Source organism: Synechococcus sp. KORDI-49 (genome assembly GCF_000737575.1).
GTDB lineage: Bacteria > Cyanobacteriota > Cyanobacteriia > PCC-6307 > Cyanobiaceae > Parasynechococcus.
Genome location: NZ_CP006270.1, coordinates 1,187,629 through 1,214,274, shown reverse-complemented (window position 1 = coordinate 1,214,274; position 26,646 = coordinate 1,187,629). Strand labels below are relative to the sequence as shown.

At 57.2% G+C, this 26,646-nt stretch carries 25 protein-coding genes and 1 pseudogene; 14 read left to right on the top strand and 12 right to left on the bottom strand.

Annotation, left to right across the window (positions count from 1 at the left end; translation table 11 throughout):
* The first annotated feature begins 49 nt into the window (after window positions 1–49).
* A complete protein-coding gene (locus KR49_RS06330; RefSeq protein WP_043692990.1) occupies window positions 50–400 on the top strand; it encodes a hypothetical protein in 351 nt (116 codons plus the stop codon).
* A gap of 6 nt (window positions 401–406) precedes the next feature.
* On the opposite strand, the gene KR49_RS06325 is transcribed toward KR49_RS06330, so the two are convergent.
* A complete protein-coding gene (locus tag KR49_RS06325) occupies window positions 407–826 on the bottom strand; it encodes a hypothetical protein (protein ID WP_052378195.1) in 420 nt (139 codons plus the stop codon).
* A 133-nt stretch (window positions 827–959) separates the two neighbouring features.
* Here KR49_RS06325 and KR49_RS14400 point away from each other — a divergent pair, with 133 nt between their 5' ends.
* On the top strand, window positions 960–1,322 hold the full coding sequence (locus KR49_RS14400; RefSeq protein ID WP_253912839.1) for a hypothetical protein: 363 nt from the start codon (window positions 960–962) through the stop codon (window positions 1,320–1,322).
* Window positions 1,323–1,476: 154 nt separating this feature from the next.
* On the opposite strand, the gene KR49_RS13000 is transcribed toward KR49_RS14400, so the two are convergent.
* The 8 genes from KR49_RS13000 to sufR form a co-directional block, all read right to left on the bottom strand.
* A complete protein-coding gene (locus KR49_RS13000; protein ID WP_052378194.1) occupies window positions 1,477–8,616 on the bottom strand; it encodes a S8 family peptidase in 7,140 nt (2,379 codons plus the stop codon).
* A 99-nt stretch (window positions 8,617–8,715) separates the two neighbouring features.
* A complete protein-coding gene (locus KR49_RS06310; protein ID WP_253912838.1) occupies window positions 8,716–10,158 on the bottom strand; it encodes a phosphatidylserine/phosphatidylglycerophosphate/cardiolipin synthase family protein in 1,443 nt (480 codons plus the stop codon).
* 42 nt (window positions 10,159–10,200) lie between these two features.
* A complete protein-coding gene (locus KR49_RS06305) occupies window positions 10,201–10,407 on the bottom strand; it encodes a hypothetical protein (RefSeq protein ID WP_043692983.1) in 207 nt (68 codons plus the stop codon).
* On the bottom strand, window positions 10,398–11,480 hold the full coding sequence (locus KR49_RS06300) for a DUF4912 domain-containing protein (RefSeq protein ID WP_043696977.1): 1,083 nt from the start codon (window positions 11,478–11,480) through the stop codon (window positions 10,398–10,400). The genes KR49_RS06305 and KR49_RS06300 overlap by 10 nt, the downstream gene beginning before the upstream one ends.
* Before the next feature lie 183 nt (window positions 11,481–11,663).
* Window positions 11,664–12,422 carry a phycobilisome rod-core linker polypeptide gene (locus KR49_RS06295; protein WP_253912837.1) on the bottom strand — a complete coding sequence of 253 codons (759 nt, stop codon included), beginning with the start codon at window positions 12,420–12,422 and terminating at the stop codon, window positions 11,664–11,666.
* A gap of 107 nt (window positions 12,423–12,529) precedes the next feature.
* Window positions 12,530–13,129 (bottom strand): phycobiliprotein lyase, encoded by a 600-nt coding sequence (locus tag KR49_RS06290; RefSeq protein ID WP_043692977.1) that lies wholly within the window; start codon window positions 13,127–13,129, stop codon window positions 12,530–12,532.
* Entirely contained in the window at window positions 13,119–13,484 is a 366-nt protein-coding gene (locus KR49_RS06285) for a hypothetical protein (protein ID WP_043692975.1), read from the bottom strand. Before KR49_RS06285 ends, KR49_RS06290 begins: the two co-directional genes overlap by 11 nt.
* On the bottom strand, window positions 13,484–14,125 hold the full coding sequence (gene sufR, locus KR49_RS06280; RefSeq protein ID WP_043692972.1) for an iron-sulfur cluster biosynthesis transcriptional regulator SufR: 642 nt from the start codon (window positions 14,123–14,125) through the stop codon (window positions 13,484–13,486). The genes KR49_RS06285 and sufR overlap by 1 nt, the downstream gene beginning before the upstream one ends.
* Window positions 14,126–14,262: 137 nt before the next feature.
* Between sufR and KR49_RS06275 the strand changes: the two genes are divergently transcribed.
* The 5 genes from KR49_RS06275 to KR49_RS06255 are packed head-to-tail and all read left to right on the top strand — an operon-like array spanning window position 14,263 to window position 19,357.
* Window positions 14,263–14,619, top strand: a complete 357-nt coding sequence (locus KR49_RS06275; RefSeq protein ID WP_043692969.1) for a ferredoxin-thioredoxin reductase catalytic domain-containing protein — start codon at window positions 14,263–14,265, stop codon at window positions 14,617–14,619.
* 5 nt (window positions 14,620–14,624) lie between these two features.
* Entirely contained in the window at window positions 14,625–16,064 is a 1,440-nt protein-coding gene (gene sufB, locus KR49_RS06270) for a Fe-S cluster assembly protein SufB (protein ID WP_043692965.1), read from the top strand.
* Window positions 16,065–16,104: 40 nt separating this feature from the next.
* A complete protein-coding gene (gene sufC / locus KR49_RS06265) occupies window positions 16,105–16,893 on the top strand; it encodes a Fe-S cluster assembly ATPase SufC (protein WP_043692962.1) in 789 nt (262 codons plus the stop codon).
* A 2-nt stretch (window positions 16,894–16,895) separates the two neighbouring features.
* Window positions 16,896–18,074 carry a SufD family Fe-S cluster assembly protein gene (locus tag KR49_RS06260; RefSeq protein ID WP_043692958.1) on the top strand — a complete coding sequence of 393 codons (1,179 nt, stop codon included), beginning with the start codon at window positions 16,896–16,898 and terminating at the stop codon, window positions 18,072–18,074.
* Window positions 18,071–19,357, top strand: a complete 1,287-nt coding sequence (locus KR49_RS06255) for a SufS family cysteine desulfurase (RefSeq protein ID WP_052378192.1) — start codon at window positions 18,071–18,073, stop codon at window positions 19,355–19,357. The genes KR49_RS06260 and KR49_RS06255 overlap by 4 nt, the downstream gene beginning before the upstream one ends.
* 176 nt (window positions 19,358–19,533) lie before the next feature.
* Here the strand turns inward: KR49_RS06255 and KR49_RS06250 are convergent, their stop codons facing one another.
* On the bottom strand, window positions 19,534–21,444 hold the full coding sequence (locus KR49_RS06250) for a prolyl oligopeptidase family serine peptidase (protein WP_043692957.1): 1,911 nt from the start codon (window positions 21,442–21,444) through the stop codon (window positions 19,534–19,536).
* A 49-nt stretch (window positions 21,445–21,493) separates the two neighbouring features.
* On the opposite strand from KR49_RS06250, the gene def reads away from it, so the two are divergent.
* The 4 genes from def (at window position 21,494) to KR49_RS14280 (ending at window position 23,134) form a co-directional block, all read left to right on the top strand.
* Window positions 21,494–22,099, top strand: coding sequence for a peptide deformylase (gene def, locus KR49_RS06245; protein WP_043692953.1), 606 nt, complete (start codon window positions 21,494–21,496; stop codon window positions 22,097–22,099).
* Between the two features lie 3 nt (window positions 22,100–22,102).
* The gene (locus KR49_RS06240) at window positions 22,103–22,300 is read left to right on the top strand and encodes a hypothetical protein (protein WP_043692952.1); all 198 of its coding nucleotides are present in this window, start codon (window positions 22,103–22,105) and stop codon (window positions 22,298–22,300) included.
* Between the two features lie 73 nt (window positions 22,301–22,373).
* Window positions 22,374–22,916 carry a DUF3747 domain-containing protein gene (locus KR49_RS06235; protein ID WP_052378309.1) on the top strand — a complete coding sequence of 181 codons (543 nt, stop codon included), beginning with the start codon at window positions 22,374–22,376 and terminating at the stop codon, window positions 22,914–22,916.
* A 71-nt stretch (window positions 22,917–22,987) separates the two neighbouring features.
* Window positions 22,988–23,134: a hypothetical protein gene (locus tag KR49_RS14280; RefSeq protein ID WP_173402135.1), complete on the top strand. Its 147-nt coding sequence runs from the start codon at window positions 22,988–22,990 to the stop codon at window positions 23,132–23,134.
* A gap of 3 nt (window positions 23,135–23,137) precedes the next feature.
* Here KR49_RS14280 and KR49_RS14500 read toward each other — a convergent pair whose 3' ends face one another.
* Both KR49_RS14500 and KR49_RS14495 read right to left on the bottom strand, forming a co-directional pair.
* A complete protein-coding gene (locus KR49_RS14500; protein ID WP_256381038.1) occupies window positions 23,138–23,491 on the bottom strand; it encodes a hypothetical protein in 354 nt (117 codons plus the stop codon).
* Window positions 23,492–23,515: 24 nt separating this feature from the next.
* A pseudogene (locus tag KR49_RS14495) lies at window positions 23,516–23,773 on the bottom strand (ATP-binding protein); the annotation flags it as partial.
* A gap of 179 nt (window positions 23,774–23,952) precedes the next feature.
* On the opposite strand from KR49_RS14495, the gene KR49_RS13905 reads away from it, so the two are divergent.
* Genes KR49_RS13905 through KR49_RS06225 form a run of 3 tightly spaced genes read left to right on the top strand, consistent with a single transcriptional unit; the run spans window position 23,953 to window position 26,279 of the window.
* Window positions 23,953–24,159: a hypothetical protein gene (locus tag KR49_RS13905; protein WP_156957142.1), complete on the top strand. Its 207-nt coding sequence runs from the start codon at window positions 23,953–23,955 to the stop codon at window positions 24,157–24,159.
* Window positions 24,159–24,863 (top strand): hypothetical protein, encoded by a 705-nt coding sequence (locus KR49_RS13900; RefSeq protein ID WP_156957141.1) that lies wholly within the window; start codon window positions 24,159–24,161, stop codon window positions 24,861–24,863. The genes KR49_RS13905 and KR49_RS13900 overlap by 1 nt, the downstream gene beginning before the upstream one ends.
* The gene (locus tag KR49_RS06225) at window positions 24,864–26,279 is read left to right on the top strand and encodes a tyrosine-type recombinase/integrase (protein WP_084187991.1); all 1,416 of its coding nucleotides are present in this window, start codon (window positions 24,864–24,866) and stop codon (window positions 26,277–26,279) included.
* Window positions 26,280–26,646: the final 367 nt, after the last annotated feature.

Below are 26,646 nucleotides of genomic sequence, written 5' to 3'. Positions count from 1 at the left end.
ACGACCAGTTGCGGTCGCCAGCCACTCCCCGCGCGTTTTGGGCTCGGATATGCACAGAACATTGCTGCTGATGCTGCTTGGAGCCGGGTTACAGCTGGCTCCAGCCCACGCCACCCAGGCCTGGAAGCGGGCAAAGCCGTTCCCTGAGGCCTCGGCTGCTGCCAAGAACGCCGCTCAGGCCGTGATCCATGAGGCAGGTTCGGAGGAATGCCTGCGCGGCAAGCTCTCCAACGCCATCGTGCAGCTGTCCAACAGCTGCGACGTGTCCGGCCTCTCCTCGTCGGTCTGCGATCTGGCCTCCGATATCGCCGGTCGCGAGCTGGAACTGGACGTGGCTGAAATGCTCAGCACCTCTGAAACGCTGCTCCAGATGCTCGGCGACGGGGCATCAGCACGCTGAGCGTGATCAGGAGGCCCCGAACCCGAAGCCGCTGCCACCACCGCCGGGATTCGGTCCACCCTGAGGCTGGTTCTTCGGCGTTTTCTTCACTGGCTCCGCGCAGCTGATCGTGATGCGCCGGGCCTCGCTGTCGATGCTGTCGCGGCGTTTGTAATCGTTGCTGCCTGCGGTGGTGGATCGTTCGATCACGGCCCAGAGCACGTCCTTGCAGACCACGGGCAGGCGGGGATGGTCCATCAGCGGATCAGCCAGGCTGCGGGCTCGGCTGCAGTCAGCCGCGTCGTTCTCCCTGGAACAGCTGTAGGCGGCGAGCTGAATCTCGCGCAGCTTCTCCTTGCTCGGCCAGGGCACATACGGCTCTGCCGCCTGCACCGGCAGGGCGAGAGCCAGCAGCAGCAGAGCTGCGGTGGAGTGGAACGGAGTCATGGGCGCATTCTGACCTGATCGCTGTTCAGTTGATGCAGACCGATAACCCTCTGGTGATCCAGCAGGTCTTGTCATCGTCACGGCGCTCAGCGGGTGATTGGGTCTGGCTAGGTGACTGATCAAGGTTCAAGCCTTGGACGGTCAACCAAGCTTTGCTGGGTTCCGTGACACGGATGGTGAGGCGATTGATCCCGGGGATCAGATCAACATCGTGGAAGGCATTGCGCAGGTGAAAGCTCCCATCGCCAGCGAACGGTTGGACCATGCATCCGCCATCGAACTGGTGCCCGGACTCACGCTTGACGATGCAGTGAACCCATTCACCTTCTGCTCTGTTCTGCTTGAGAGGCGGATCAGCCAGGCTGTGAAATTCATTCAGCAGCAGTTGATTGAACTGCTGAAAGCAACCCAGCAGAACTTGGCCGTGAATGGATCCGTCCTTCAGCGACTCTTTGGCCAGGGAGCAGAAGCGGTCACGATGCTTGTTCCACGCTGAGAACGTTCTGTCGCCCAGGATTGCATTCAGCTTGGCGTCGGATTGTTCGACATTTCGTGTGGCACAGGCCTGAGCTTCCAGGGTTGTCTGCCCAGGGCAAATCAGCATGGCGATGAGCGGGAGCATGGCTTAAGGCGTGAGGGGCAAGTGTTCGTCAACCCAGCCATGCGGTCTGCTCAATGGCATGGAGCTGCTGCTCGAGGGTGAGAGGTGATGCCGTGCCAAGAGTGAGGGCAGATTCCGCCAGATCAGACGAAAGAGCATTGCCGGGGAAGGTGCCCATGGCAGAGCGGAGCATGGATTCAGCATCCTGGAGATCAACGATGCCGTTGTTGTTGCTCTCCAGGGATGAGCTGCTGATGGCGGAGGTGAGGTGTGCCTTGATCGCGGCTGATGTGGAGCGGTTGGAAGCCGGATGGATGACAGCGTCAAGCAGTGAGCCGTTGAAGGAAGCCGGTGCCGTCAGTGCTCCACTGGCAACTTCGATGGCGTAAGCAGCGGTGGTGAGGATCAGTCCATCGGTGAGGGGCTGAATCAGATTGTCTCCATCTATATCTGTAGGGTCTGAGCTGATTGAATTCTCGTTTCTGTTTCTGAATAGATCAAAGGTGGGATCAATGCTGAGAGAAAGGAGTTCAGAACTGTTGAATTGAGTGCGGTTGCCAGCATCATCAATGATGCGGAGGTAATCGACAGACCAAGTTCCTGTTTCGCTGCTTGGTAGGAAGGAGACGGTATCTGTGAATGTGGCGTCTAGATCATTACCAGAAGAGGATGCATAGAAAGAAGCATCAACGAATTGATTGCCAGAGGGACTCAACCAACGGATTTCAGCATGAAGTGCGGAATCATCTGCAAAGCCGCTGATGTCATCCGAGAGTTGGATGGAAGCTTGTAGGGACGTCTCGAGAGAGAGATCAAGGTTGTCAGATGAGAGCTGGAGAGATTGGAGTGTTGGAGGAGCGGTATCAGTATTGTTGTTGTTACCGTCGGTGCCAGCTGAAAGTGAAAAGGTGGGATCAATGCTGAGAGAAAGGAGTTCAGAACTGTTGAATTGAGTACGGTTGCCAGCATCATCAATGATGCGGAGGTAATCGACAGACCAGGTTCCTGTTTCGCTGCTTGGTAGGAAGGAGACGGTATCTGTAAATGTGGCATCTAGATCATTACCAGAAGAGGATGCATAGAAAGAAGCATCAACGAATTGATTGCCAGAGGGACTCAACCAACGGATTTCAGCATGAAGTGCGGAATCATCTGCAAAGCCGCTGATGTCATCCGAGAGTTGGATGGAAGCTTGTAGGGACGTCTCGAGAGAGAGATCAAGGTTGTCAGATGAGAGCTGGAGAGATTGGAGTGTTGGAGGAGCGGTATCAGTATTGTTGTTGTTACCGTCGGTACCAGCTGAAAGTGAAAAGGAGGGGTCAATGCTGAGAGAAAGGAGTTCAGAATTGTTGAATTGCGTGCTGTTGCCAGCATCATCAATGATGCGGAGGTAATCGACAGACCAGGTTCCTGTTTCGCTGCTTGGTAGGAAGGAGACGGTATCTGTGAATGTGGCGTCTAGATCATTACCAGAAGAGGATGCATAGAAAGAAGCATCAACGAATTGATTGCCAGAGGGACTCAACCAACGGATTTCAGCATGAAGTGCGGAATCATCTGCAAAGCCGCTGATGTCATCCGAGAGTTGGATGGAAGCTTGTAGGGACGTCTCGAGAGAGAGATCAAGGTTGTCAGATGAGAGCTGGAGAGATTGGAGTGTTGGTGGTGAAGTATCGGTTTTGTTTTCGGCTGGTGGCTTGACCTCAGGAATTTGAATAGTCAGAGAAGTTGTTTCGATCGATTCATTGAATCCCTGCTGGTCTGTATAACTTACAATTACTTTGATGTTAGCATCAGCATATGCTTCATCCAAGCGCAGGCTTTGAGAGGAACCAATGGATGACCAGTTGCTTCCATCAGATGAAAGTTGCCATTGATATGTAAAAGAGCCATCACCATCGGGGTCAGCTTTTATTTTCTCAATCAGCAGTTCACTACCAACGAGTGAGTTGCCTTGGATCTGAAACTCAGCTGCCCCATCATTTGAATACTCGATTTGACTCGGATCAGACTCCAGGAAGTAGACGGAGTTGCTTTCGTCGGTATAGCCCTCCGTGAGTTTAAGCAAGGCACCTTCGTGGGCATCCTCAATTTCAAATTCCGCAGACTGTGATACTGTCGCCCACTCAACGCCGTCATATGATATTTCCCACAGGTATTCAACTGCTTGTGTAGCATTTGAGTCGCTGCTGGCTTCTCCTGGGTCTTGGCTGATTGATTTGATTGTTTGCCCAGTGGAAAGAAATCCAGGAAGCGTTGGTTTATGTCTAGCCCTTGAGCTGTTGTCCTGTAGTAATGCAGCTTCCGTTAATGCTCCAGGGATGTCAAGATAGCTGCCAGCATCCACGACTGATTGAAGTTGCTTGAATTGTTGGGCTCCATCAACGATGGCCTGCTTAACTTCTGCTGCCGTAAGTTCTGGGTATTGAGCACGTATGAGGGCTGCTGCACCAGCAACCACAGGTGCAGCCATTGAAGTTCCTTGCAAATAATAATAGCCGTTTTTGTAAGTGTTTAAGATGCCCCCTTGGATATTGTTGTTGGTCTTCATGTCACCACCAGGTGCACCAATGGTGACCGTCTCTCCGTAGTTGCTGTAGTAGGCAAGATCTCCATTGTTGGCAATTGCCGCAACAGAAATCATTCCGGGAATGATTGAGCTGAATGATGCGGGAACTGAGATATGAGTAGTGTCTAAATCATATTCTTCGTTGCCGGCTGCTGCGATCACTACAACGTCGTTATCGCTCGCATAAGTGAGTGCATTCAACCAAAGATTATAATAATGCGGATTATCTTTCTTCAGTTCTTCAAGTGACGAATAAAGATGGTAGGCCCCTAATGACAGATTGATAACGTCAGCACCGTTATCGACTGCATATTTGATCCCATCCAATACATCTTGATTTGCAGATTTAGCACCATCCATATCAGGAAATACTTTGACAGGCATCAGCTGCACATCCCATGCAACTCCGGTTACGCCAATACTGTTGTTGCCTTCAGCGCCAATCGTTCCCGCGACATGTGTGCCATGCCCGCGATAATCCATGACATGATTTGATGCATAGGTAACATCAAAATGCCAGCCGTGAATATCGTCGATGTAGCCATTTTGATCATCGTCAAGGCCGTTCCCTGGTATTTCACCTGCATTGACCCAGATATTTGAGACGAGATCTTCGTGATTAATATTTACACCAGTATCTACAACAGCGACGACGATTTCACTGGCATCTTGAATGGACTTCCAGGCTTGTGCTGCCGACACGTCGTAATGTGCAATACCATCAGCTTGACCAGTATTTAGCAGATACCATTGATCATCGAATCGCGGATCATTTGGCAGGAGGCTTCCTTCTGCTAATAAACTCTCCGTTGTAAAGGTCAAGGAATATTGGCTAGGCTCAGAGGAGTCGTCTAAATCCTCATAGAAGCTGACCTCAAGAATGTAGTCTCCGGCTTCTAAAGCCTTTTCTAAAAGCTCAGGGCTCGAGGCAGCTGCTTCTGATTGCCCAATTAAGTCGAGTTTCTCATCCTTCAGTTTGTACAGATAAATATCAAGATCATCTTGAAAATCAGTGAGTTGTATCTCAGCCCTTAATGGATCATCAACGGAGAACCACCAATCAGCATACGATTGGCTCTTGACGGCCCCATGATGCTCGGAATCGTGATTCGATGAGAGCATACCCAGATCTTCATAGGAGTATGTATCGTCAGGACTGATATCGAGGGGCGAAGACTCACTGAATTGATAGGTGACTCCGTTATGAATGAAGGCAAGATTTTCAACATAGTCCGATATGTCATTTGCATGATATTGATAGATCTCTGGGCTTCTTGTTAAATACAACTTCTTGGAATATGAGTCATAATATTGATTCACAATCAATCCAGCATTCTCTTTCGCGTATTCTTTTTGTTCTTCCCCCACTTTCTCTAGAGTATCATAGATGTAAAAGCCGGACCCATCTAGAGAGTCAAATAAATCCAGTTCAGAGGTGTAATGATAAATATCTGATCCAGCCTCGTGATTCGCAGTATTTCCTTGAATGAAGCCACTGAAGGTGAAATAATCACTATCTTCATCTCCTGTGTAGTGGTATTTCCCTTGAGCTTTCCAGTATTCCTTTTCCTTGAGATTGGATGGGATGAATAAATCTTCCGCAGTGACTTTTTCTGCGAAGCCATCGTTGTCGACGTAAATAGCCTCAGCCCTGATATGGCTTCCGGCATCGCGAGAAGTTAAAGCATAGCTATAGTTATTGCTGACTGATGTCCAATTAAGGCCATCGTCTGACTTGTGCCAATTAACATTGTACTCTTGATAGCCATTGGGATCAGGAGCGACAACCTTAACTGTAAGAATTGAATCAATACCCTTGAATCCTTCTATCTCGATGGCAATTGATCCAAGGTTCTTGGCAATCCTTTCTGATTCATTTAGATTAATGCTACCGTCAAGGAGTGCTACTGCCTCAATGTTTTGAAGGTAAAGATGATTTGACGTGTAATGTGTTGTGTTTTGGAATCTTAAGATTGTTTCATTTGCTTGGCTGGAGAACACTTCAACGTCATCAACATTTAGATTGATGGAAACAGTATCATTGCCTGCACTTCCGTCAATAATGTCTGCCCCTGCGAGCCAAAGAAAGTGATCATCATGTTCTGTTCCATTGTCCCAGATATCCATGGAATACATGGAATCTCCTGGGTCAATCGTTGGAGAGAGCTTGAATTCGTCCTTTTCATCTATGGCTTCGAGCTTGTGGATCTTGTCCAAGAAAGCAATATTCTCTATGTTAAAGAAGGTGATCCATTTAGAGCCTAGTACTGAATTCTTGTCGTATTCAATTCTGCTGATTCCAAGAACATCCGTATGAACAGTTGCCTCGTTACTCTGAATAGAAACCTGGAGAGTGTCATTGCCGCCCTTGCCATCAATGATGTCATCGCCACCTAGCCAAACCAAGACATCGTCATCTTGTGTACCTGCCCACTGTGATCGTAGATAGTCTGAATTGCTAGGATCATCAATTGTGTTGGTATTGGCCTCAGGCTGAACGATCTCATATGTTTGATCTAGTAAATCGATAAACTCAATATTTCTGGTCTGAATATTTTTTGGACCAAGTACTGAATCTCTGTCAAACTCTATGGTTGCGTGACCTGGAGTTGTGTTGGAGAGGAGGACTTCACTATCTTTGAGGTTGAGGCTAAGAGTATCGACTCCATCGCCACCATCGATAATATCTTCCCCGCCCAGCCATATAAGGATATCGTGTTTATCGGTGCTGTTCTCCCATGTCGTTGAAATGTATTCTGAATCATCGGGATCAAGGGTAGGGACAAGGTCAAACCCAAGTTTGTCATAAGTGGTTTCTAAGGCGTTAACTGTGTCGAGGAACGCAATATTTTCAACATTGTAAATAGTAATCCATTTGGAGCCAAAGACCGAATCCTGATCGTATTCAATTCGGCTGATTCCATAAAAATCTGTATGAATTAATGCTTCGCTGCTTTTGAGTGCAACTTGGATTGTGTCATTGCCGCCTTTGCCATCAATGATGTCGTCGCCACCAAGCCAGACCAAGACATCATCATCTTCTGTACCTGCCCACTGTGATCGTAGATAGTCTGAATTGCCTGGGTCGTCAATTGTGTTGATGGCGACTTCTGGTTGAATGATCTCATAGGATTTATCCAGTAAGTCGATGTATTCAACATTCCTGGTCTTGATACTTTTTGCTCCAAATATAGAATCCTTGTTGAACTCTATGGTTGCGTGACCGGCAGTTTTGTTGGAGACAACAACCTCACTGTCTTTAAGGTTAAGGCTCAGGCTGTCAACTCCGTCGCCTCCATCAATAATATCTTCCCCTCCCAGCCAGATAAGGAAATCATTGTTGCTGGTGCTGTTCTCCCATGTGGTTGAGATATATTCTGAATCGTCGGGGTCAAGGATGGGTTCTAGGTCAAACTCCAACAGGTCATAAGTTGTTTCTAAGGCTTCAGTCTTGTCGAGGAATGCAATGTTTTCAATGTTGTATAGAGTGATCCATTTAGAGCCAAAGGCTGAATTCTGATCGTATTCAATTCTGCTGATCCTCGCAAAGTCTGTGTGAATGACTACGTTACTTCTTTTGAGTGCAACTTGGAGTGTGTCATTGCCGCCCTTGCCATCAATGATGTCATCACCACCAAGCCAGATCAAAACATCATCTTCTGTTGTTCCGTTCCATTGGGTTCGATTAATTTCTGATTTACTCGGATCCGTGATGGGAGCTAAGCCCTGGTCTGCGGAACTGAGGTCGAGGTCCTGATCAAGGAAGGCAATGGTCTCGACGTTGTAGACCGTGATGTTCTGTGTGGTGTAGGAGTTTTCCTTGTAATCAAGTTTGGTGATGCCTGTTGAGGAGGTATGAATGTCGACATCAGCAAAGTTGAGAGGGATCTGGAGGATGTCATCTCCTGCCATGCCATCGATCTGATCGGATCCATTGACCCAGAGGAGGAGATCATCCTGATTGGTGCCAGTCCACGCATTGCCGGATCTGTAGTCATTGGGATCCGTGATGGGAGCTAAGCCCTGGTCTGCGGAACTGAGGTCGAGGTCCTGATCAAGGAAGGCAATGGTCTCGACGTTGTAGACCGTGATGTTCTGTGTGGTGTAGGAGTTTTCCTTGTAATCAAGTTTGGTGATGCCTGTTGAGGAGGTATGAATGTCGACATCAGCAAAGTTGAGAGGGATCTGGAGGATGTCATCTCCTGCCATGCCATCGATCTGATCGGATCCGTTGACCCAGAGGAGGAGATCATCCTGATTGGTGCCAGTCCACTCATTACCGGATCTGTAGTCATTGGGATCCGTGATGGGAGCTAAGCCCTGGTCTGCGGAACTGAGGTCGAGGTCCTGATCAAGGAAGGCAATGGTCTCGACGTTGTAGACCGTGATGTTCTGTGTGGTGTAGGAGTTTTCCTTGTAATCAAGTTTGGTGATGCCTGTTGAGGAGGTATGAATGTCGACATCAGCAAAGTTGAGAGGGATCTGGAGGATGTCATCTCCTGCCATGCCATCAATCTGATCGGATCCGTTGACCCAGAGGAGGAGATCATCCTGATTGGTGCCAGTCCACTCATTGCCGGATCTGTAGTCATTGGGATCCGTGATGGGATTGGCGGACACGGTTACTTCTTACGTCAACTCGTCGAAGTTAATTCTATCATCGCCGTCCGTCTTTATGCTTTGATTAAGTTAACCGCTAAAAAGATTTTTTATGCTTAATTAAGTTTTTTGCTCTCTTGAAGATGAAGTATTGGAAGGCTTCCCTGGGTCATCAGGAACCCCATCCCCGCAGCGGATCTTCTGGCGTTCCAGTTTGCGGCGCAGGTGCGGTGTGATCCCCAGTTCGGCGGTGTCCCAGAGCCGATCCATCTCCCGGGTGAAATGTTTGGCGAGTTGGGGAGAGTGAATGGCGAGCAGGGTTTCATCGTTGGTGTGGGCAGCCGATGGCGACCAGTTGAAGGATCCGGTGATCACGGTGCGGTTGTCGATCACGGCGAACTTGTGATGCAGCTTGTCGCCGCGGGCGAGCCGTGGCGTGCCGACGCCGCGCAAGGGAGCCTCATAGGGCTGGTTGTTCCGCTCCAGCTTGCAGTTGTGATCCGGCAGGGCCACCCCCAGCAGATCCAGCACTTCCGAGAAGGAACGGCTGGCAAAGCCGGGATCAGCCACCAGCCGAATCTTCACGCCGGCCTTCACCCGCTCCTGCAGCACATCGGCCAGCTGCTGGGCCGAGAACACGAACAACGCCATATCGATCGAGCGGCGTGCTGCACGCAACTGCTGGGCCAGCCAGTTCAACCCATGTTCCGGGTTGCGTTTCGGGTGAGGTGCGAAGAGCACTTCCACCCGGGCATCGCCCACCATCACCGTCTGCGGGCCGGCGGATCGTTTCGCCAACCCGAAGCGACTGTCGTTGCGGCCGCCGGGTCCGTCCCCCCACATGCGCTGGAATTCAGCCCGGAACAGCTCCGCCAGGTCCTCACTTCTCAGATGCAGCATGTGATTGACGTTGCCGCGGGTGCTGTGGCGGCCGGCATCGCCATGGATGCCGGAACTGGTCAGATTGGCTGAGCCGGTGAGCACGCTGCTGCCGTCGATCACCAGGAATTTGTGGTGCATCAGGCCGCTGCCGCTGCTGCCGTCCTCTCGGTCGTCCACCATCGGGATGCCTGCCTCCTGCAGCAGGCCGACCGCGTCTCCGGCGGCAGCCTCCTCATCGCTGGTGACGCCGTCGCCATCAAGATCCGCCAGTTGCTGCAGGCGTTGCCAGCGCTGACGTTGATGCTTCGCCAGGTGGGTGGGCTGCTGCTCACTCCAGGGGCTGCTGTAGGTGTTCTCCAGAACCACCTGCACCGTGAGTCCGCGATCCCGGGCAGCGATCAAGGCTTTGGCGATCCCGGGCAGCGTCAGTTCCTGCACGGCCACCAGCACCTCCTGCTGAGCGCCCTCGATGGCCGCGATCAGGGATCGCTCGAGATCATCGCCATTCCGCCAGCGTCCCGTCAGCGGTGAGCGGTAGCTGCTGTTGTCACGGTGATTGAACAGCACCTCGATCTGAGGTGGCTGCGGCAGTTCGGTTGCCGTACTGCCGATCACGCGACCCTGCTGACTGCAGCCGCTGCTGACCAACAGCGCAGTGATCAGAGAGAGGGATCGGAGCACGATGCCGTATGGGGATCACGCTTCAAGCATTCCCCGGCGAGATCAGTGGGGCATCTCCGAGGTCTTGAGCATGGCGATGAACCAGAAACTGCTCAGCACCAGGGCAACGGCGACGCCGGCAGCGATCCCGACCCGGGCCATCACCAGCGGAACGATCAAAGGAAACGCCATCGCCCCCGCGAGGGGGGTGATGGCGACGAACCAGCGCAGGGAGGCCGGTGCTTCGTTGTCGTGGGAGTTCAGAACCACTCGGCGCGGGCTTCGCTGGCGGGGTTGCTGTTGTCCTCGGGGGTCTGACGAGCGAAGTTCAGGGTGATGTTGCGCTTCTGCTCGCCGTCTGCGGCTGTGGCTTCGATGGGGTACATCTGCTCACCGTCGCGGAAGGGCACCTGGATGCGGAAGGTGCCGTCGGTGGAGAGGGGCACGTCCTCGCCGCCGATGGTGAGACGGGCGGAAGGATCCGTGGCGCCGTAGACGATCAGCTCGGCGTCAGCCACCAGCCAGAAGGAGCGTTGGCGGGGAGCCACACCACCGAGGCCGGACTCATTGCGGCCGCTGGCCCAGAGGCCGATGCCGGAATCGCTCAGTCCGAAGCTGTCGGAATCGCCGGAGGAGTCGACACCCTCCTGGAACTCCTCGGAACCAACGCGGCGACGGCGGAAGTGCACCGTTGCGCTCTGATACAGACGCTCGTGCAGGCCACTGTCGCTGGGCTCAGCGGGTGTGACGGGAGCAGCAGGAGCTTCCGGAACCGAAGTGGTGTCGAGGCTGAAGGGGACGAACTGATCCAGGATCTGCTCGCTGGGGTGCAGAGCCGGGACGCGGGCCACGGAGGAGAAGGCCAGGGACATCCAGGTGGTGCCGATCCGGTAGCCGAGCTCGACGCGGTAGTCGCGATCGCAGAGGGGAACCGGCAGATACCACTCGGTGCTGTGGCTGTCGACGGGGACTTCCTGAAGGGTGTGAGGGTGAGCGCTGCCGTCCTGCATGCCGGTCACATCGGCAAGGCGCAGGCAGAGGCGGCTGGCGCCTTCCTTCTGAGCCCGCTGGCGGTCATCGTCGGAGATCTCCCAGAACACGTAGGCCCACTGGGGATCGCGAGGCAGGAAGACCACGCGGGTCTCGCTGGTGGAAATCGCGGGAGCACTCAGCTCAGCCTCGATCGCCTTGAGATCACCACCGCGCTGTTCCTGACGCTGCGCCACCTCGCCGACGAGGGCTTCCTTGCTCTTACGGCTGTAAAGAGGAACGCCCAGGTCGCTTGCGATCTGCCGAAGTTGGCGCAGTGTCAGACGTGCCAGAGAGGTGAGGGTTTGGGACACGTCCAAAAACTCCAGTTTTCATTCGGGATCATTGTGCGGCCAAACACCTCGATTCAGACCTTGCCTGGAGTCGGAGTCAGCATCCACTGACGGCAAGCCGTTGGAGGATTGGCGGGGATCACTGTTCAGCACACAAAAAAAGCGGGGCAGAGGCCCCGCTTTTGTGAGTGACCGGGCCGACGTTCAGCGGCCGATGCTGCGGAAGGGAACCCGTGACATGTAGTCGATGTCCGTGGTGGTGGCGTTCCCGCGCGGGTTGGGCATCGGCAGATCCTTGAGCCATTCGAGGTAGTCGGCGGGAGCGCCACCCCGCTTGATCTTGGCGCGTGCTGGCAAGGCCTTGCCGGGGCCTCCCATGAACACGATCTGAGGGAAGCCGAGGATCCCCCGGTAGTACTCGTCGTAGCGGGGGCTGGTGATGTTGAAGGGGGTGTCACCCAGGTCGCGTCCGGGGAGCACCCGGTTGCGCTGGGAGGGCACGGTGTCGTAGCCGAAGGCATCGAGGTATTCCTGGCTGTCGAGCAGCACATCAACGAGGCCCTCGACCCCTTTGGTGCCGATCACGATTGACCAGGCGATCTCCTCGGACTTGTTGCTCTTGCGGCCCAGCAGCTTCTCCACAAGGTGGCGAACCACCTTGTAGTTGCTGTTCATCCCGTAGAAGCTGCGCTTGAAGGTGTCGGAGAGCACCAGTCCACGGATGAAGTCCCGGACCGTGATCTGCCCGTCCTTCAGCTGGGATTCCAGGTTGACGTCGCGGTCGGATTCGAAGGCGTGGAAGAAGATCTGCCGATAGGCGCTCTCGATCACCGTGACGAGGTTGTCCCGGTCCATGGCGATTTCCATGGAGTAGGCCCGTGCCGTCTCATCCGAGTTCACGCGCAGGGCGGCGACCCGTGAGTTCTGGGTGATCGGTGCGTACTCCAGAAGGGGAATGGCCACGCGAGCTTCAGCATCCACTGCCGCAGATCGTAGAAGTGCCGACCTGTCCCCCTTCCTGCCGCAGGGGCACCGATTACATCCCGTAATAGAGAGTTGAGTACTTCTGCTTACCAGCCGAAGGGGGCCAAGGCCCCGGGCATGCCGGCACTGGCGGCCGCCGTCGCCGCTGCTGGGTCATCCAGCTGGCGGGTTTCCATGCAGAAGGAGGCATTGTTGGAGAGGCCCTGCACGGTGCTGGTGCGCAGCCGCAGATTCGGCCCTGCGAACCAGAAGCGCTCCAGCGAGCTCATCATTTCGTAGTCGGTGGTGAGGATCAGGCCGTTCTCCTCATCCATGCGGAACTGCCCGGCCACCGGTGCCTTCTCCGCATAGCCGCGATCCCTCAGCAGCAGGCCGTTGCGCCCGCTGTCGTCGGTGGGGATCAGCCCGAACATGGTCTGGTCTTCGTGGGATTCGCCGGCTCTGTCCCAGGCCATCGATCCGCTCCAGCGGACCCAGCAGCCGCCCACGATCCGTTCGGCGCTCTCCCCGTTGCAGGCGGCGATCTCCGCCAGCCGCGGGTCTCCTTTCGGCAGTTCCTCCACCACGATGAAGGAGGCTCCTGCCTCGGCCCGCCGATGCAGCAGATGATGCTGGCTGCGCTGGGAGCGCCAGCGGCCGCAGCTCAGCCGGAAGAAGCTGAGGGCATCAGGAATCTCAAGGCTCATCGGCGCGTCCCGGCTGAATCTGATGATGGCAGCGCGCCTCGGCGGCGCTGATCAGGTCCTCCAGAGACAGCTGCAGCGGGGGCTTGTTCAGGCTGTCGGCCAGGGTCTGCAGTTGCTCGGCGGCTCCCTCGAGCTGATGCAGCAGAGAGCGCAGGAAGCCCGGCTCCTCCGCGACCACCGGTTGCTGTTCACACCAGCGCCGTCTGCTGGCGGCATCAGGCAGCGCATCGCCTGCAGCGTTGTCCATAGCCCGGAAGCTCTCGAGGCAATGGGCCAGCAACCGCAGGTGATGCCGGTCCATCTGGGGCAGAAGCGTCGCGTCGATGCGCGCGATCACCGTCGCGTCGATGGCCATCAGCTTTCGATCGGTGTGATCCGGAAACCGCAGGCATGCCCCCCCTCCAGGCGCCAGTGCACCCGTTCGACCCGGCAGTCCGGAACGGTGCGGCGGATCAACAGCAGCTCCTGGTCGCACACGGCGGGGAATTCCTCGGCGATGCGTTGCACCGAGCAGTGCACTTCCTGCAGGCGCCAGCTGAGGCCGTCGTCCTCTGGGCTGCAGCTGGTGATGTAGCCCTCGTCGCGCCGCAGGCGCGTCAGCTGTTCCAGGCGCTGCTGCAGGCTGCCATCCCCCAGCTGCTGTCGGTACTGTTCCGCCTTCTCCTCAGCCTGCTGGTTGAGCAGCTGCTTCAGCGTCTCCTCGGGCAGGCTGGCGCGCATCGAGTCCAGCAGGCCGAGCGCGAAGCGGCGACTCCCATCGGGGAACCGTTCACGCCCGCGTTCGGTGAGGCTCCAGCGATTGCTGGGGCGCCCAGGCCCGCTGGCTGCGGTGCTGGATTCAGCAAGACCCTCGTCCGCGAGGCTGCGCAGATGACGCCGGATCACCTGAACGGAGAGATCCAGGGCGCCCGCCAGGTCAGCTGCCTCCGCATCCCCGCGCTCCAGAAGCAGGGACAGCAGGGCATCGCGGGTGCTGGCCTGAGCCGGGGCGGTCATGGAAGAGGGAACCTCATCACACGATGCCACTGGAAGGGGAGTGCTGGAGTTCACAATGGTGGGCCGCCGTGGGGCGATCGGCTGCCTTAGGCTTCCGATAAGGAAACCACGGTGTTTCGTAATCCGTCTTCGCCTCCATGTCCGACGCCGCTCCTGAGCCGACAGCTGAAAGTCTGGAGGTGATCCGCAAGTTCGCTGAGACCTACGCCCAGCGCACCGGTACCTACTTCTGTACGGAACCCAGCGTGACCGCGGTGGTTCTGAAGGGTCTGGCGCGTCACAAGGATGAATTGGGCGGCGCTCTCTGCCCTTGCCGCCACTACGAAGACAAGGAAGCGGAAGTGTCCCAGGCCTTCTGGAACTGCCCCTGCGTGCCCATGCGGGAGCGTAAGGAATGCCACTGCATGCTGTTTCTCACGGAAGACAATCCATTCGCTTCCCAGGAGAAGGTTCAGACGATCAGCACCGAGACGATTCACGCCACCGCCGGCTGACCTGCATGACCAGCACCTCCACGCGAGATCTCGTCAGCCAGCCGTACAAGTACGGCTTCGTCACCGAGATCGAGACCGACAAGATCGCCAAGGGTCTCAGCGAGGACGTTGTTCGGCTGATCTCCTCCAAAAAGGATGAACCAGCCTTTCTGCTGGATTTCCGGCTCAAGGCTTTCCGGCACTGGCTCACCCTTGAGGAGCCCGACTGGGCTGCTCTGGGCTATCCGGCGATCGATTACCAGAACATCATTTATTACGCGGCGCCGAAGCAGCAGGAGAAGAAATCGAGCCTGGAGGAGGTGGATCCCAAGCTTCTGGAAACCTTCGACAAACTCGGCATTCCTCTCAGCGAGCAGAAGCGGCTCAGCAATGTGGCGGTGGATGCGGTGTTCGACAGTGTTTCGATCGCCACCACCTACAAGGAAAAGCTGGCGGAGCACGGTGTGGTGTTCTGCTCCTTCAGTGAGGCGGTCAAAGAGCACCCTGAGCTGATCGAGCGTTATCTGGGCACGGTGGTGGCCAGCAACGACAACTATTTCGCCGCTCTGAATTCAGCGGTGTTCAGCGACGGTTCCTTCGTCTTCATCCCCAGGGGCGTCGAGTGCCCGATGGAGCTGTCCACCTATTTCCGCATCAATTCCGGCGACACCGGTCAGTTCGAGCGCACGCTGATCGTGGCCGAGGAAGGCGCTTCCGTGAGCTATCTCGAGGGTTGCACGGCGCCGATGTTCGACACCAATCAGCTGCATGCAGCGGTGGTGGAACTGGTGGCACTGGACGATGCCTCGATCAAGTACTCAACCGTGCAGAACTGGTATGCCGGCGATGAGAACGGCGTCGGCGGCATCTACAACTTCGTCACCAAGCGTGGTCAGTGCCGCGGTGATCGCAGCCGCATCAGCTGGACCCAGGTCGAAACCGGCTCGGCGATCACCTGGAAATACCCCAGCTGCGTGCTGCAGGGCGCGGATTCGGTGGGTGAGTTCTATTCCGTGGCCCTCACGAACAACCGCCAGCAGGCCGACACCGGCACGAAGATGGTTCACGTCGGTCCGCGCACCCGCTCCACGATCGTGAGCAAGGGGATCAGCGCCGGCCATTCCAGCAACAGCTATCGCGGCCTGGTGCAGATCGGCCCCGCGGCGAAAGGGGCCCGCAACTACAGCCAGTGCGATTCGATGCTGATCGGTGATCAGGCGGCGGCGAACACCTACCCCTACATCCGCTCCCAGCAGCCCCAGGCGGCGATCGAGCACGAGGCCAGCACCTGTCGCATCTCCGAAGACCAGCTGTTCTATCTGCAGAGCCGCGGCATCGGTTTCGAAGAGGCGGTGTCGATGATGGTGAGCGGCTTCTGCCGTGATGTGTTCAACCAGCTGCCGATGGAATTCGCCGCTGAAGCTGACAAGCTGCTGGCCCTCAAGCTCGAGGGATCCGTGGGTTGATCCCCCTGACCACTCCGTTCCAACCGTTCTTCTTATCCACGTGATCCGCCCTGACGCCGAGCTGCTTCTCGACATCACTGACCTGCATGCCTCCGTGGAGGATCAACCCATCCTCAAAGGGGTGAACCTGCAGGTGCGGGCGGGAGAGATCCACGCCGTGATGGGTCGCAATGGCAGCGGCAAAAGCACGCTGTCCAAGGTGCTGGCCGGCCACCCCGCTTACCGGGTCACCGCCGGTGCCGTCCGCTATTGCGGCAACGACCTGTTCGAGCTGGAACCGGAGCAGCGCGCCCGATTGGGGGTGTTTCTCGGTTTCCAGTACCCGGTGGAGATCCCCGGGGTGAGCAATCTGGAGTTTCTGCGGGTGGCCACCAATGCCCGGAGGCTCCAGCGGGAGCAGGAGGAGCTGGACACCTTCGATTTCGAAGACCACGTGCGCGACAGGCTCAAGGTGGTGCAGATGGACCCTGCCTTCCTCGAGCGCAGCGTCAATGAAGGCTTCTCCGGTGGAGAGAAGAAGCGCAACGAGATCCTGCAGATGGCGCTGCTCGAGCCCGTGGTGGCGATCCTCGATGAAACCGATTCGGGTCTGGATATCGATGCGCTGCGCATCGTGGCGGCTGGTGTGAATCAACTGGCGACACCGGAGAACGCCACCCTGCTGATCACCCACTACCAGCGCCTGCTCGATGAGATCACTCCCGATTACGTGCACGTGATGGCGGCTGGCCGCATCCTCCGCACCGGGGGGCGCGATCTGGCCCTCGAGCTGGAGAAGACCGGCTACGACTGGGTCGACAAGGAACTGGCCGCTCAGGGGGTGGCCTGACCATGGCAAGCAGCGTGCTGGAGCCGGTGCAGCAGCGGGGGCGGGAAGCCCTGCAGCGGCTCGGCCTGCCCACCCGCCGTCAGGAGGCCTGGCGGCTCACGGATCTGAAACGTCTGGCAGCGCTGGCTGATCTGCCTCTCAGCGCCTCGCCGGCCAAGGCGGAGCAACCGGCTGTGGCCACGGGAGTGCTGCGCCTGCGGCTGGATGGTCTCGGCGATCCCCTCGAGGGTGTGACCCTTCCGGAGGGAATCAGTGCTCTCACTGAAAGCGAACTCAGGCAGGCCCTCGGCCACACCCTCGATCGCTGCGGGTGCGCCGACGTGTGGCCGGTGGAGTTGAACCATGCCTGCAGCCGGCGGGTGCTGGCGTTGCGGGTGCGCGGTTCAGTGCCGCCTCTGGAGCTTCTGCAGACAGGTGCTGCGGGGCTGACGGCGACACGGGTGCTGTTGCTGATGGAAGAAAAGGCGCAGCTGGATCTGCTGCAGGTGGTGACGGCTCAGGCTGACGCTGCCCACAGCCACGTGCTGGAGGTTCATCTGGGTCAAGAGGCTTGCCTGAACCACGGTCTGCTGGCTCTTGGAGACGGCAGCGCCTCGCTGCTGGCCCACCTGGCGGTGGAACAGGAGCCCCGCAGCCGCTACGCCCTCACCTCTGTGATGCGGGGCTGGTCCCTTGGACGTCTCGAGCCCCGGGTCGTGCAGGTGGATGGTCAGGCCACCACCACCCTGCAGGGTCTGGCGGTGAGCGATGCGGATCAGCAGCTCGCCACCCACTCTTCTGTCCGTTTCGACGGACCGGAGGGGGAGCTCGACCAACTGCAGAAATGCCTGGCGGCCGGTCGCTCCCACTCCATCTTCAACGGGGGCATCAGCGTGCCCAGGGCGGCGCAACGCACCAATGCAGCTCAGCTGAGCCGCAACCTGCTGCTGTCGGATCGGGCCCGTGTCGACACCAAGCCTGAGCTTGAGATCGTCGCTGACGATGTGCGCTGCGCCCACGGAGCCACCGTCAGCCAGTTGCAGGAGGACGAACTCTTCTACCTGCGCAGCCGTGGGATCGCTGCTGGAGAAGCCACGGCCCTGCTGCTGCGCGGCGCCTGTCTGGAGGTGATTCGCCAGCTGCCGGATCAGGCCGGGATCTGGTCTCCCCTCGAGCGGGTGCTGGAGGGGCTGGCCGCATGACCAGCACTGATCTCAGGCTGGCACAAAATCGTGTCAATATCGATACGTTGGCGTCACGATATCGTGCCGACTTCCCGGTTCTGGAGCAGCGCGCCGCTGACGGTCGCCCGCTGATCTACCTGGATCACGCTGCCACCAGCCAGAAGCCGCTCCCTGTGCTCGAGGCCTTGCAGCACTACTACGCCTGCGACAACGCCAATGTGCATCGCGGTGCCCACCAGCTCAGCGTCCGCGCCACCGAATCCTTCGAGGCCGCCAGGTCCGCGGCTGCGGAGTTCGTCGGTGCAGCCAGTGCGCGGGAGATCGTGTTCACCCGCAATGCCAGCGAGGCGATCAACCTGGTGGCCCGCAGCTGGGGTGACGCCAACCTGCGCGCGGGGGATGAGGTGTTGCTCACCCTCATGGAGCACCACAGCAACCTGGTGCCCTGGCAGCTGCTGGCCCAGCGCACCGGTTGTGTGCTGCGCCACGTCGGCATCACGGAAACCGGTGCACTGGATCTCGACGACTTCCGCGCCAAGCTCAGCGACCGCACTCGTCTGGTGAGCCTGGTGCATGTCAGCAACAGTCTCGGCTGCTGCAACCCCCTCGATCAGGTGATCCCCGCCGCCCATGCCGCCGGTGCCCTGGTGCTGGTGGATGCCTGTCAGAGCCTGGCCCACAAGCCCACCGACGTCGCCGCGCTGGGTGCCGATTTCCTGGTGGCGTCCTCCCACAAGTTGTGTGGTCCCACCGGGATGGGGTTCCTCTGGGCGCGCGAGGCGCTGCTGGAGGCGATGCCTCCCTTCCTCGGGGGCGGCGAAATGATTCAGGACGTCTTCCTCGATCACAGCACCTGGGCGGATCTCCCTCACAAGTTCGAGGCCGGCACCCCCGCCATCGGTGAAGCGGTCGGCATGGGTGCGGCGATCCGCTATCTGCAGGCCGTCGGCCTCGAGGCGATTCAGGCCTGGGAAGCGCAGCTCACCCGCCATCTGTTCGAGCGGCTGCAGGCCATCGACGGAGTGCGCGTTCTGGGCCCCACCCCCGAGCAGCAGCCCGAGCGTGGTGCCCTGGCCACCTTCCTGGTCGAGGGCGTGCACGCCAACGACATCGCTGCGCTCATGGATGCCTCCGGTGTCTGCATCCGGAGCGGCCATCACTGCTGTCAGCCGTTGCATCGCCACTACGGCGTCACGGCATCCGCCAGGGCCAGCCTCAGTTTCATCAGCACCTTCGAGGAGATCGACCGTTTCGGTGAAGAGCTCGCCTCCACGGTCTCCTTCCTGCGGGAGCACAGCTGAGCCTGATCAGGCCGCCAGTTCGCTACGCCCAGTCGCCACCACCCCGGAGTCCAGGGTTTCGGGCTGATCGACGTTCAGCCCGGCACGTGGTGATGGCTGCTGTTTTCCACTGTCGGAACCATCACATGGTCTGAAGTGGGTTGCGTTTTCAGCGTGGATAGGGTGCCCCCGCCGCTTCAGATCCCCAGCCGCTCCCGGAAGAAGGCTTCCGTCTCCTCCAGCACCTGGATCTGCACTGCGCTGTCACGGAAGCCATGGCCTTCCTGCTCGAACAGCCGCACCTCCACCGGCACGCCGTTGGCTCTCAGTGCCGCCGCCATGCGTTCGGTCTGCTCCGGGGGCACCACCTTGTCCTGCAGCCCCTGAAAGAACAGCACCGGGCAGCGGATCCGATCGGCGTGCTGCAGCGGTGAGCGTTCGTCGTAGCGGGCCCGATCCTCAGGCCAGGCCCCCACCAGGGTGTCGAGATAGCGGGCTTCGAAGCGGTGGGTGTCCACAGCCATGGCGGTGAGATCACAAACCGCATAACGACAGGCTCCGGCGCGGAACACATCGGTGAAGCAGAGGGCCGCCAGTGTGGTGAAGCCTCCGGCGCTGCCCCCTTCGATGGCGATGCGTTCCGGATGGGCCCGTCCGGCCGTGATCAAGGCCTGGGCTGCGGCCGCGCAGTCGCTCACATCCACCACGCCCCAACCCCCGTTGAGCCGCTCGCGATAGGCCCGCCCGAATCCCGTGGAGCCGCCGTAGTTCACATCCACCACGCCCCAGCCGCGACTGGTCCAGTACTGGATGGCCAGGCTGAGGCCGCGGCGGGCCATGGCCGTCGGACCGCTGTGGCTCTTGACCAGCAGCGGGGCTGCGCCGCTGCTGCCGTCACTCGGCGGGTAGTACCAGGCATGGGTGCGCTGACCGTTGTGGCCGGCGAACCAGATCGGCTCCGCCACGCTGATCGCCGCGGGTGCCAGCACGGTCGGCACGGCGGAGGTATGGATCCAGGGCTCCGCGGCCTGCTGGCGCAGATCCAGCTCCAGCAGGCCGGCCCCTGTGCGGCTGTTGCTGGCCACCGCCACGGCCCGGCCCTCGAGGGCGGCGAGTCCGGCCAGGTCATCGAAGGGCTGGTTCACAGCTTCGATTCGTCCATCCAGTCGCAGGCGCTTCAGCTGCCAGCGGCCCTCGCTGCAGACCGCTGCCAGCAGGTGCTCCCCATCCCAGGCGGTGGTGCTCATGCCATAGATCCACTGCGGCATCGCGGTCTCCGCCGCCATCGGCCAGGGGCGCTCCCAGGTCGTTGCCCCCGGTTGCTGCAGCATCAGGTTCCACCAGCCACTGCTGTCCTCCGCCACCAGCAGCCGCCCGTCCGGCAGCCACTGGGGCTGGAACACGGCGGTGGCGTCTCCGCCGGCCAGGCTGCAGGGAGCGGCCAGCTCACCTGTTTCGCTGAGAGGCGACCACCACACCCGGCTGCTGTCCCAGGGCATAGCCGGTTGCTGCCATTCCACCCAGGCCAGCTGTCCGCCATCGGCGCTGAGGACGGCATAGCCGGCGAAGTCCGCCGGCTGGTGCAGCAGCTGCGGCTCCTGATCGCTGCTGTCGAGCGAGACCTGCACCAGCTGGTCACGTCCTGCCATCTCCCTGATCCCGAGCCAGCGACGGCGGCGAAGATCCAGCAATCCGTCGGCCAGATCCCACTCCCCAGGCAGCGTCAGCCGCAGGGGCTCCATCACGGCGGCAGCAGCCCCGGAGCTGTCGGGCAGGTGCCAGTGCTGCTGCCAGAGGCAGCCCGCCGCGATCCAGACCAGCAGCAGCTGACCGTTCTCGATCGCGGCTGTCAGCACCCCGCCGCCGTAGTCGTGCACGCGGCTGCGCAGGTTGATCGGAGCGGGAGTCAGCTCCACCGGCTTGGCGGCGGAGTCCGCGAACGGGCGGATCAGTGCTGTGGTGCGGCCGCGTTCCTGGGGACGCTGTTCCAGCCAGAGCAGCCAGAGACGTTGATCCGACCCTTTCAGCAGGCGGGGTTCCTTCAGCCCGGGCAGCCTGCCGACGGCGTGATCACTGGCGAGTGGTTGCCGGTGTGCAGCAGGTTCCATATCGCCTGGTTCGGGCCGCTTAACATGTTGAATCAACGCTCTGGAGTCCTTGGCGGGAAGCTTTGCCCAGTTGGCCCGGAATGCCGACAAGGCTCGGGACACCATGCTGGTTCCCAAGCAGGCGCTGGAAACGCCACCGCTGGAGATTCACACCCTCGGCGATGAGGTGCTGCGACAGCCCGCCCGTCGCATCGGCAAGGTGGATGAGCAGGTGCGGGAGCTGGCCCGCGACATGCTGCGCAGCATGTACACCGCCAAGGGCATCGGCCTGGCTGCTCCCCAGGTCGGCGTTCACCAGCAGCTGCTGGTGATCGATCTGGATCTGGAGAACGCCGCCACCCCGCCGCTGGTGCTGATCAACCCGGAGATCTCGGCCTCCAGTGCCTCGATCGACACCTACGAGGAAGGCTGCCTCAGCATCCCGGGCGTCTACCTGGATGTGGTCCGGCCGACGTCGATCGAGCTCAGTTACCGCGACGAGATGGGGCGTCCCCGCAAGATGAAGGCGGATGGTCTGATGGCGCGCTGCATCCAGCACGAGATGGATCATCTGAACGGCGTGCTGTTCGTCGATCGGGTGACCGATGCCTCAGGTCTGGAGAAGGAACTCAAGGAGAATGGCTTTCAGAGCCAGCACGTGCGGAGCGTCTCCTGATCCATGCCGATGAAACCTCTGGCGGGCGTGTTCCTCGCCCTGGCCTGCATCCTGGGTATTGCTTCCACCGGATGTGTCTTTGAGCTCGCTTACGGAGATCCCGATCTCGGTGTGAGCACCACCGGTTGGATCCTGGCTCTTGCAGCCCCAGGCACGGTCGGGACACTTCTTGTCGCCATTCGCCTGAACAAACCGGCCTGAACCGCTGGATCGACCCGGCCCGGGACTTTTACGATCCGGGGACTTCCGTCATTCGGCTGTGATCCCCCGTTCTCTGTCCATCGCCGCAGGACTGACTGTCTGCGGGGTTCTGGCCGCTCCCGTCGCCCTCGCTCAAGGGTCCGTGTTTCAGGCCGTGCCGGTGGACGAGGCCAATTTCATCCTGGTGTCGGCACCCATCGGCCAGGGTGAACGCTCCCAGCTCAACATCTACGAGCAGCGCACCAGCAAGCGCCCCTGCTTCTCGGTCAGCGGCGGTGCTCCCGCCATGGTGGACCCGCTGCTCTCCACTTTCGACTTCACCGGCATCTGCAGCCGCTACATCGACGGCAACGGCTATTCCCTGCGCATCGGCGGAGATGACCTGGGCACCCGCTACCGGCTCACGGTGGTGAACACCGGCAGCGACATGGAACTGCTGGCGGCCCCCACCCGCGATCGCTCCCAGCCCACCATGCTCGTGGCTCGCTCAGGCGGAGTGGCCTCTGGATTCCTGAAGCTCAGCTTCGAGCCCGGGTGGTCGCTGCGGCGCCGCGCCTATGGCAAGAAGGGGCTTGGCCACCTGTACATCTATCGCGACACGGCCCCGCAGAGCTGAAAAGGAGTGGAAACACCTGTTGCCGGCCTTTGTCAGTGTTCCCACACTGAAGGCAGTCGCAGCAGGTGCTCATGCAAGCCAAGGTTCTCCACTGGTTCCACTGGTTGGGTGAGGCCATGACCCATGCCCTCGGTTCCCTCACGGACCGTCATCTCGCTCCGCCGCCGATCGGTCCGCAGCCGTACAGCGACGTCCCGGTCCGCAGGGTGCGCGACTGACACTCAGGCTGCCGTGTCCACGACCAGTGGATCGGTGCAGCGATAGCAGCTCGCCTCGGCCACGGCGTTGGCGCACACCGTCTCCCTGCCGTTGAGGTCGGCGATCGTGCGAGCCACCTGCAGCAGTCTCAGGGCGCTGCGGGTGGTGAGCCGGCGGCTGGCGATCAGGTGTTCCCAGAGCTGCAGTCCATCGCGTTCCAACCGCCCGACCCGGCCGAACTCCTCGGCACTGAGATCCCGGTTGCAGCCACCACCGGGATTGCGCTCCTGCATTCTCTGGCGGGCGCTGTTGATGCAGCTTGCTTGCAGCCAGGGCTCGATGCCGGCTGACGGCGTCGGCTCAAGGCAGCGGCGCACACGGCTGGCCGCTGGACGTTCCAGGCGGAGCTGCAGATCGAGCCGATCCAGCAGGGGGCCTGACAAGCGTTGCCAGTAACGCTGACGCTGACTGAGGCTGCAGCGGCAGCCGTGCTCACGGTCGCCATGCCAGCCGCAGGGACAGGGGTTCGTGGCTGCCACCAGAGTGATCGCAGCCGGGAAGGTGGTTTTCAGGCGGCTGCGGCTGAGCCGCAGCACGCCCTCCTCCAGGGGTTGCCGCAGTTGGTCGAGCACGGCCCGGGAAAATTCCGCCAGCTCGTCGAGAACTAATACTCTCTAGTTGTCGCAACGGGTTTGACGGGTTATAGTGTCGTCATACCAACCACATTCCAACTTTTGAGTAGAACAGGCGCACTACCCGACTTCCATCTCTCTTCACCGCAACTCCCGTCTAACCACCTCTATGGCGTGGAACTTGCCTGCGATAGGGAGGAAGAGTGATGACTTACACCTATCTCGTCTCTTGTATTGACGATAGTGATGGAGGAACACCCATAGATAGTTTCTCAAACAAAACAGACGCAATCAAATGTTGGTTTGAATGTGTCGCGGAATATCCTCAATACACTTTTGATGTTGCGGTAGTGGATGAAGATGGTGAATGGATAGACATCATCTCTCCCTTTGATAAGGAGGAGGAAGAGTGATGGATGTATCTATCTTTCTAAAACATTCTGATGAAGTAAAGAGTGAGTTATTATCTTTGCTCGATAAAAAGGAGGACATACCATCTTATCGATTCAGGTCTTTCTGTTGTTCTGAATCTCACGAAGGATGTGATTGGACTACGGCGAGTTTGATTGAATATCATTGTGGTGTCTTCTTTCAAGGTGATATAGGCGAAGACCAAGATAGTGGTGTGTTAGTGGCGAAACATAAGTTATATAGGGTGAATAGAGATTTTGATTTCTTCAAATCACTTGATGCCGTATCTACAACTCTTGCGGAGATTGGAGGAGCGATAACAAGAGTTATGGGAGATGGTGAAGAACAGACAAATGATGAGTTATTTGATGATGATTGTATGATTAGCGGAGGACATCCATTTGTATTGGATGATTTCCGTGTTGAGAAAGAGTTCAGAGGTAAGGGATTAGGACATCTCTGTCTTCATCTGGGATTACAGGCGGCAGGAGTAGAAGGAAACTCTTTATTTATCTATCCATCTAAAGAGTCGGAACACTTTGATGAGTTCAAAAGGGAGACAAGGGAACATTCTGATTGGGAGTTCCTGAAAAGTTTTTATCTCTCTATGGATAAGGGAATGAAACTAATAGAGGAATACAACACTATCTATGCGTCTGTTTATAACTCTATGAATAGTGTTAGTAGGTATAGGGAGGAAAGATAGATGCCGAAGGTAATCGACAAACGCAAGGTTTTAGGAGGTAGAGGTTCTGTCGTTCTGTATGGAAGTGGAACTTCTGCGGGACATTACTTTTATCGAGAACTTATCAAGGGAACTAAAACCTATAAGACGAAGAGGATTGATGGTGTTTCCAATATGGATGAGGCAGAGACGGCGTGTGTAGATATTGCCTTTGAGTTGAACAAGGAACCTGATGTTTCAGTAGTGATAGAAGGAAGTCGTAATGAAAAACAGGCGCAACCAAAGGAGAGGAACTATAAAACAGGACTAATAACCAATAGAAGAAGGAGAGCGCAACCTATTGAGATTGCGGTAAATAGATGGTTAGAGGCGGAACAAGAGAAGGTTGATGCCGGACTAATGAAACAGGCATCGAAGGATAGGAAGGAGAGTATCTTCCGTCTTCACATCATCCCATTCCTACTGGGAAAAGGAATCACACTAACTTCTGATATCAACATCACCACCTTTGATGATTACCCTATCTATCGAAGTGAAACCACAACTATTTGTAGGAAACAAGAGATAGGTAAGTTTAGGGAATGGTGTCGTAACTACTTGGTAAAGAATAGGTTGATGGATAGTGAGTTGGTAATGGATAAGAGTTTCTTGCCGAAGACAATCGTCAAACAAACTGACTTATTGAGAAACCCTGCGATAACACCAGAGGATTGGAAGATTATTATTGACTTCGTTAGGGATGAGTGGAGACATAGACCTCTTTACCAAGAGAATCAAAGTGGATGGTATTTCCGTAATCTATTCTGGCACTACTTACTATTTAGTAAGAACACGGGAATGTCTCCTGAAGAAATACATAAGTTGAGGTGGAGACAGATTGAGATTATTGATGAAGGGAGAATCAATAGTGAAGGTAAGAGAGTGTCGTGGGAAGTCGCTTACATCAACACCATCAGAGCGAAGACACAACAGGCGAGAGAAGTTCCCGCGAATCAGGCGAGAGAGTTGAGGAGATGGAAGGAATGGTTAGAGGAATATATCGAATCAAATAATATGAAGAATGTGGAAATCAATAAGAACACTCTTGTCTATGGTGATGTGAGAAGGAACTGGACAGGTTTCTCACATAAGCACTATGGAGAAGTATGGAGAGACATAAGAGAGGAGTTGAAGGACAAACTAACTGGACATAGGTTTAGTCCTCATCCTTATACCCTTTACTCTCTTCGTTCTACTTTTATTGAAGACCAGTTGATGAAAGGAACTCCTGTGATGGAAGTCGCAGAGATGGCGGGACACGACATCAGAGAGACACAAAGAACCTATGCGAGGTTGAACCTACGAAGGAAGGGAAGAGAACTAACTATGCCGGAACTTGGTAAGAAAAGGATTGAGAGAAGTAAGGTTGATTTATTTGAGGATGATACGGACGAATGATTATTTATAACAGGCGCAACTAAACCTTTACCAAGTTGGTTCGCTGTATCCTTTTGCGAGTATGTGAAACTCGCAGTAGAGAGAGTTGGCGTCTGGATTCATATGTAACTTTCTCAACTTAAATACTCTTTCTTTCCACCAATCCCAAGTTTCGATAGGGATTGTTTGTTCCAACATAGGTTGGTATTTCTTCCATTCCATAGTGGAACATCAGGAAAGAACAGGCGAGCGAAGTGTAAGTAGGTGAATAACTTTGTCGATAGTTTAATCATAAGAAAAAAGAAACCAGTATCAACCGACACCTATGAAAACCAAACAACTATCACATGTAGAACTTGAAACGGCGAAACAAATGAATGAACAGGGT

Bases quoted from the DNA above. Each gene is read 5' to 3' on its own strand.
- KR49_RS06330 (WP_043692990.1), top strand. From the start codon at position 50: ATGCACAGAACATTGCTGCTGATGCTGCTTGGAGCCGGGTTACAGCTG.
- KR49_RS06325 (WP_052378195.1), bottom strand. From the start codon at position 826: ATGACTCCGTTCCACTCCACCGCAGCTCTGCTGCTGCTGGCTCTCGCC.
- KR49_RS06290 (WP_043692977.1), bottom strand. From the start codon at position 13,129: ATGAGCCTTGAGATTCCTGATGCCCTCAGCTTCTTCCGGCTGAGCTGC.
- KR49_RS06285 (WP_043692975.1), bottom strand. From the start codon at position 13,484: ATGGCCATCGACGCGACGGTGATCGCGCGCATCGACGCGACGCTTCTG.
- sufR (WP_043692972.1), bottom strand. From the start codon at position 14,125: ATGACCGCCCCGGCTCAGGCCAGCACCCGCGATGCCCTGCTGTCCCTG.
- KR49_RS06275 (WP_043692969.1), top strand. From the start codon at position 14,263: ATGTCCGACGCCGCTCCTGAGCCGACAGCTGAAAGTCTGGAGGTGATC.
- sufB (WP_043692965.1), top strand. From the start codon at position 14,625: ATGACCAGCACCTCCACGCGAGATCTCGTCAGCCAGCCGTACAAGTAC.
- KR49_RS06260 (WP_043692958.1), top strand. From the start codon at position 16,896: ATGGCAAGCAGCGTGCTGGAGCCGGTGCAGCAGCGGGGGCGGGAAGCC.
- KR49_RS06255 (WP_052378192.1), top strand. From the start codon at position 18,071: ATGACCAGCACTGATCTCAGGCTGGCACAAAATCGTGTCAATATCGAT.
- KR49_RS06250 (WP_043692957.1), bottom strand. From the start codon at position 21,444: ATGGAACCTGCTGCACACCGGCAACCACTCGCCAGTGATCACGCCGTC.
- KR49_RS06240 (WP_043692952.1), top strand. From the start codon at position 22,103: ATGCCGATGAAACCTCTGGCGGGCGTGTTCCTCGCCCTGGCCTGCATC.
- KR49_RS14280 (WP_173402135.1), top strand. From the start codon at position 22,988: ATGCAAGCCAAGGTTCTCCACTGGTTCCACTGGTTGGGTGAGGCCATG.
- KR49_RS13905 (WP_156957142.1), top strand. From the start codon at position 23,953: ATGACTTACACCTATCTCGTCTCTTGTATTGACGATAGTGATGGAGGA.
- KR49_RS13900 (WP_156957141.1), top strand. From the start codon at position 24,159: ATGGATGTATCTATCTTTCTAAAACATTCTGATGAAGTAAAGAGTGAG.
- KR49_RS06225 (WP_084187991.1), top strand. From the start codon at position 24,864: ATGCCGAAGGTAATCGACAAACGCAAGGTTTTAGGAGGTAGAGGTTCT.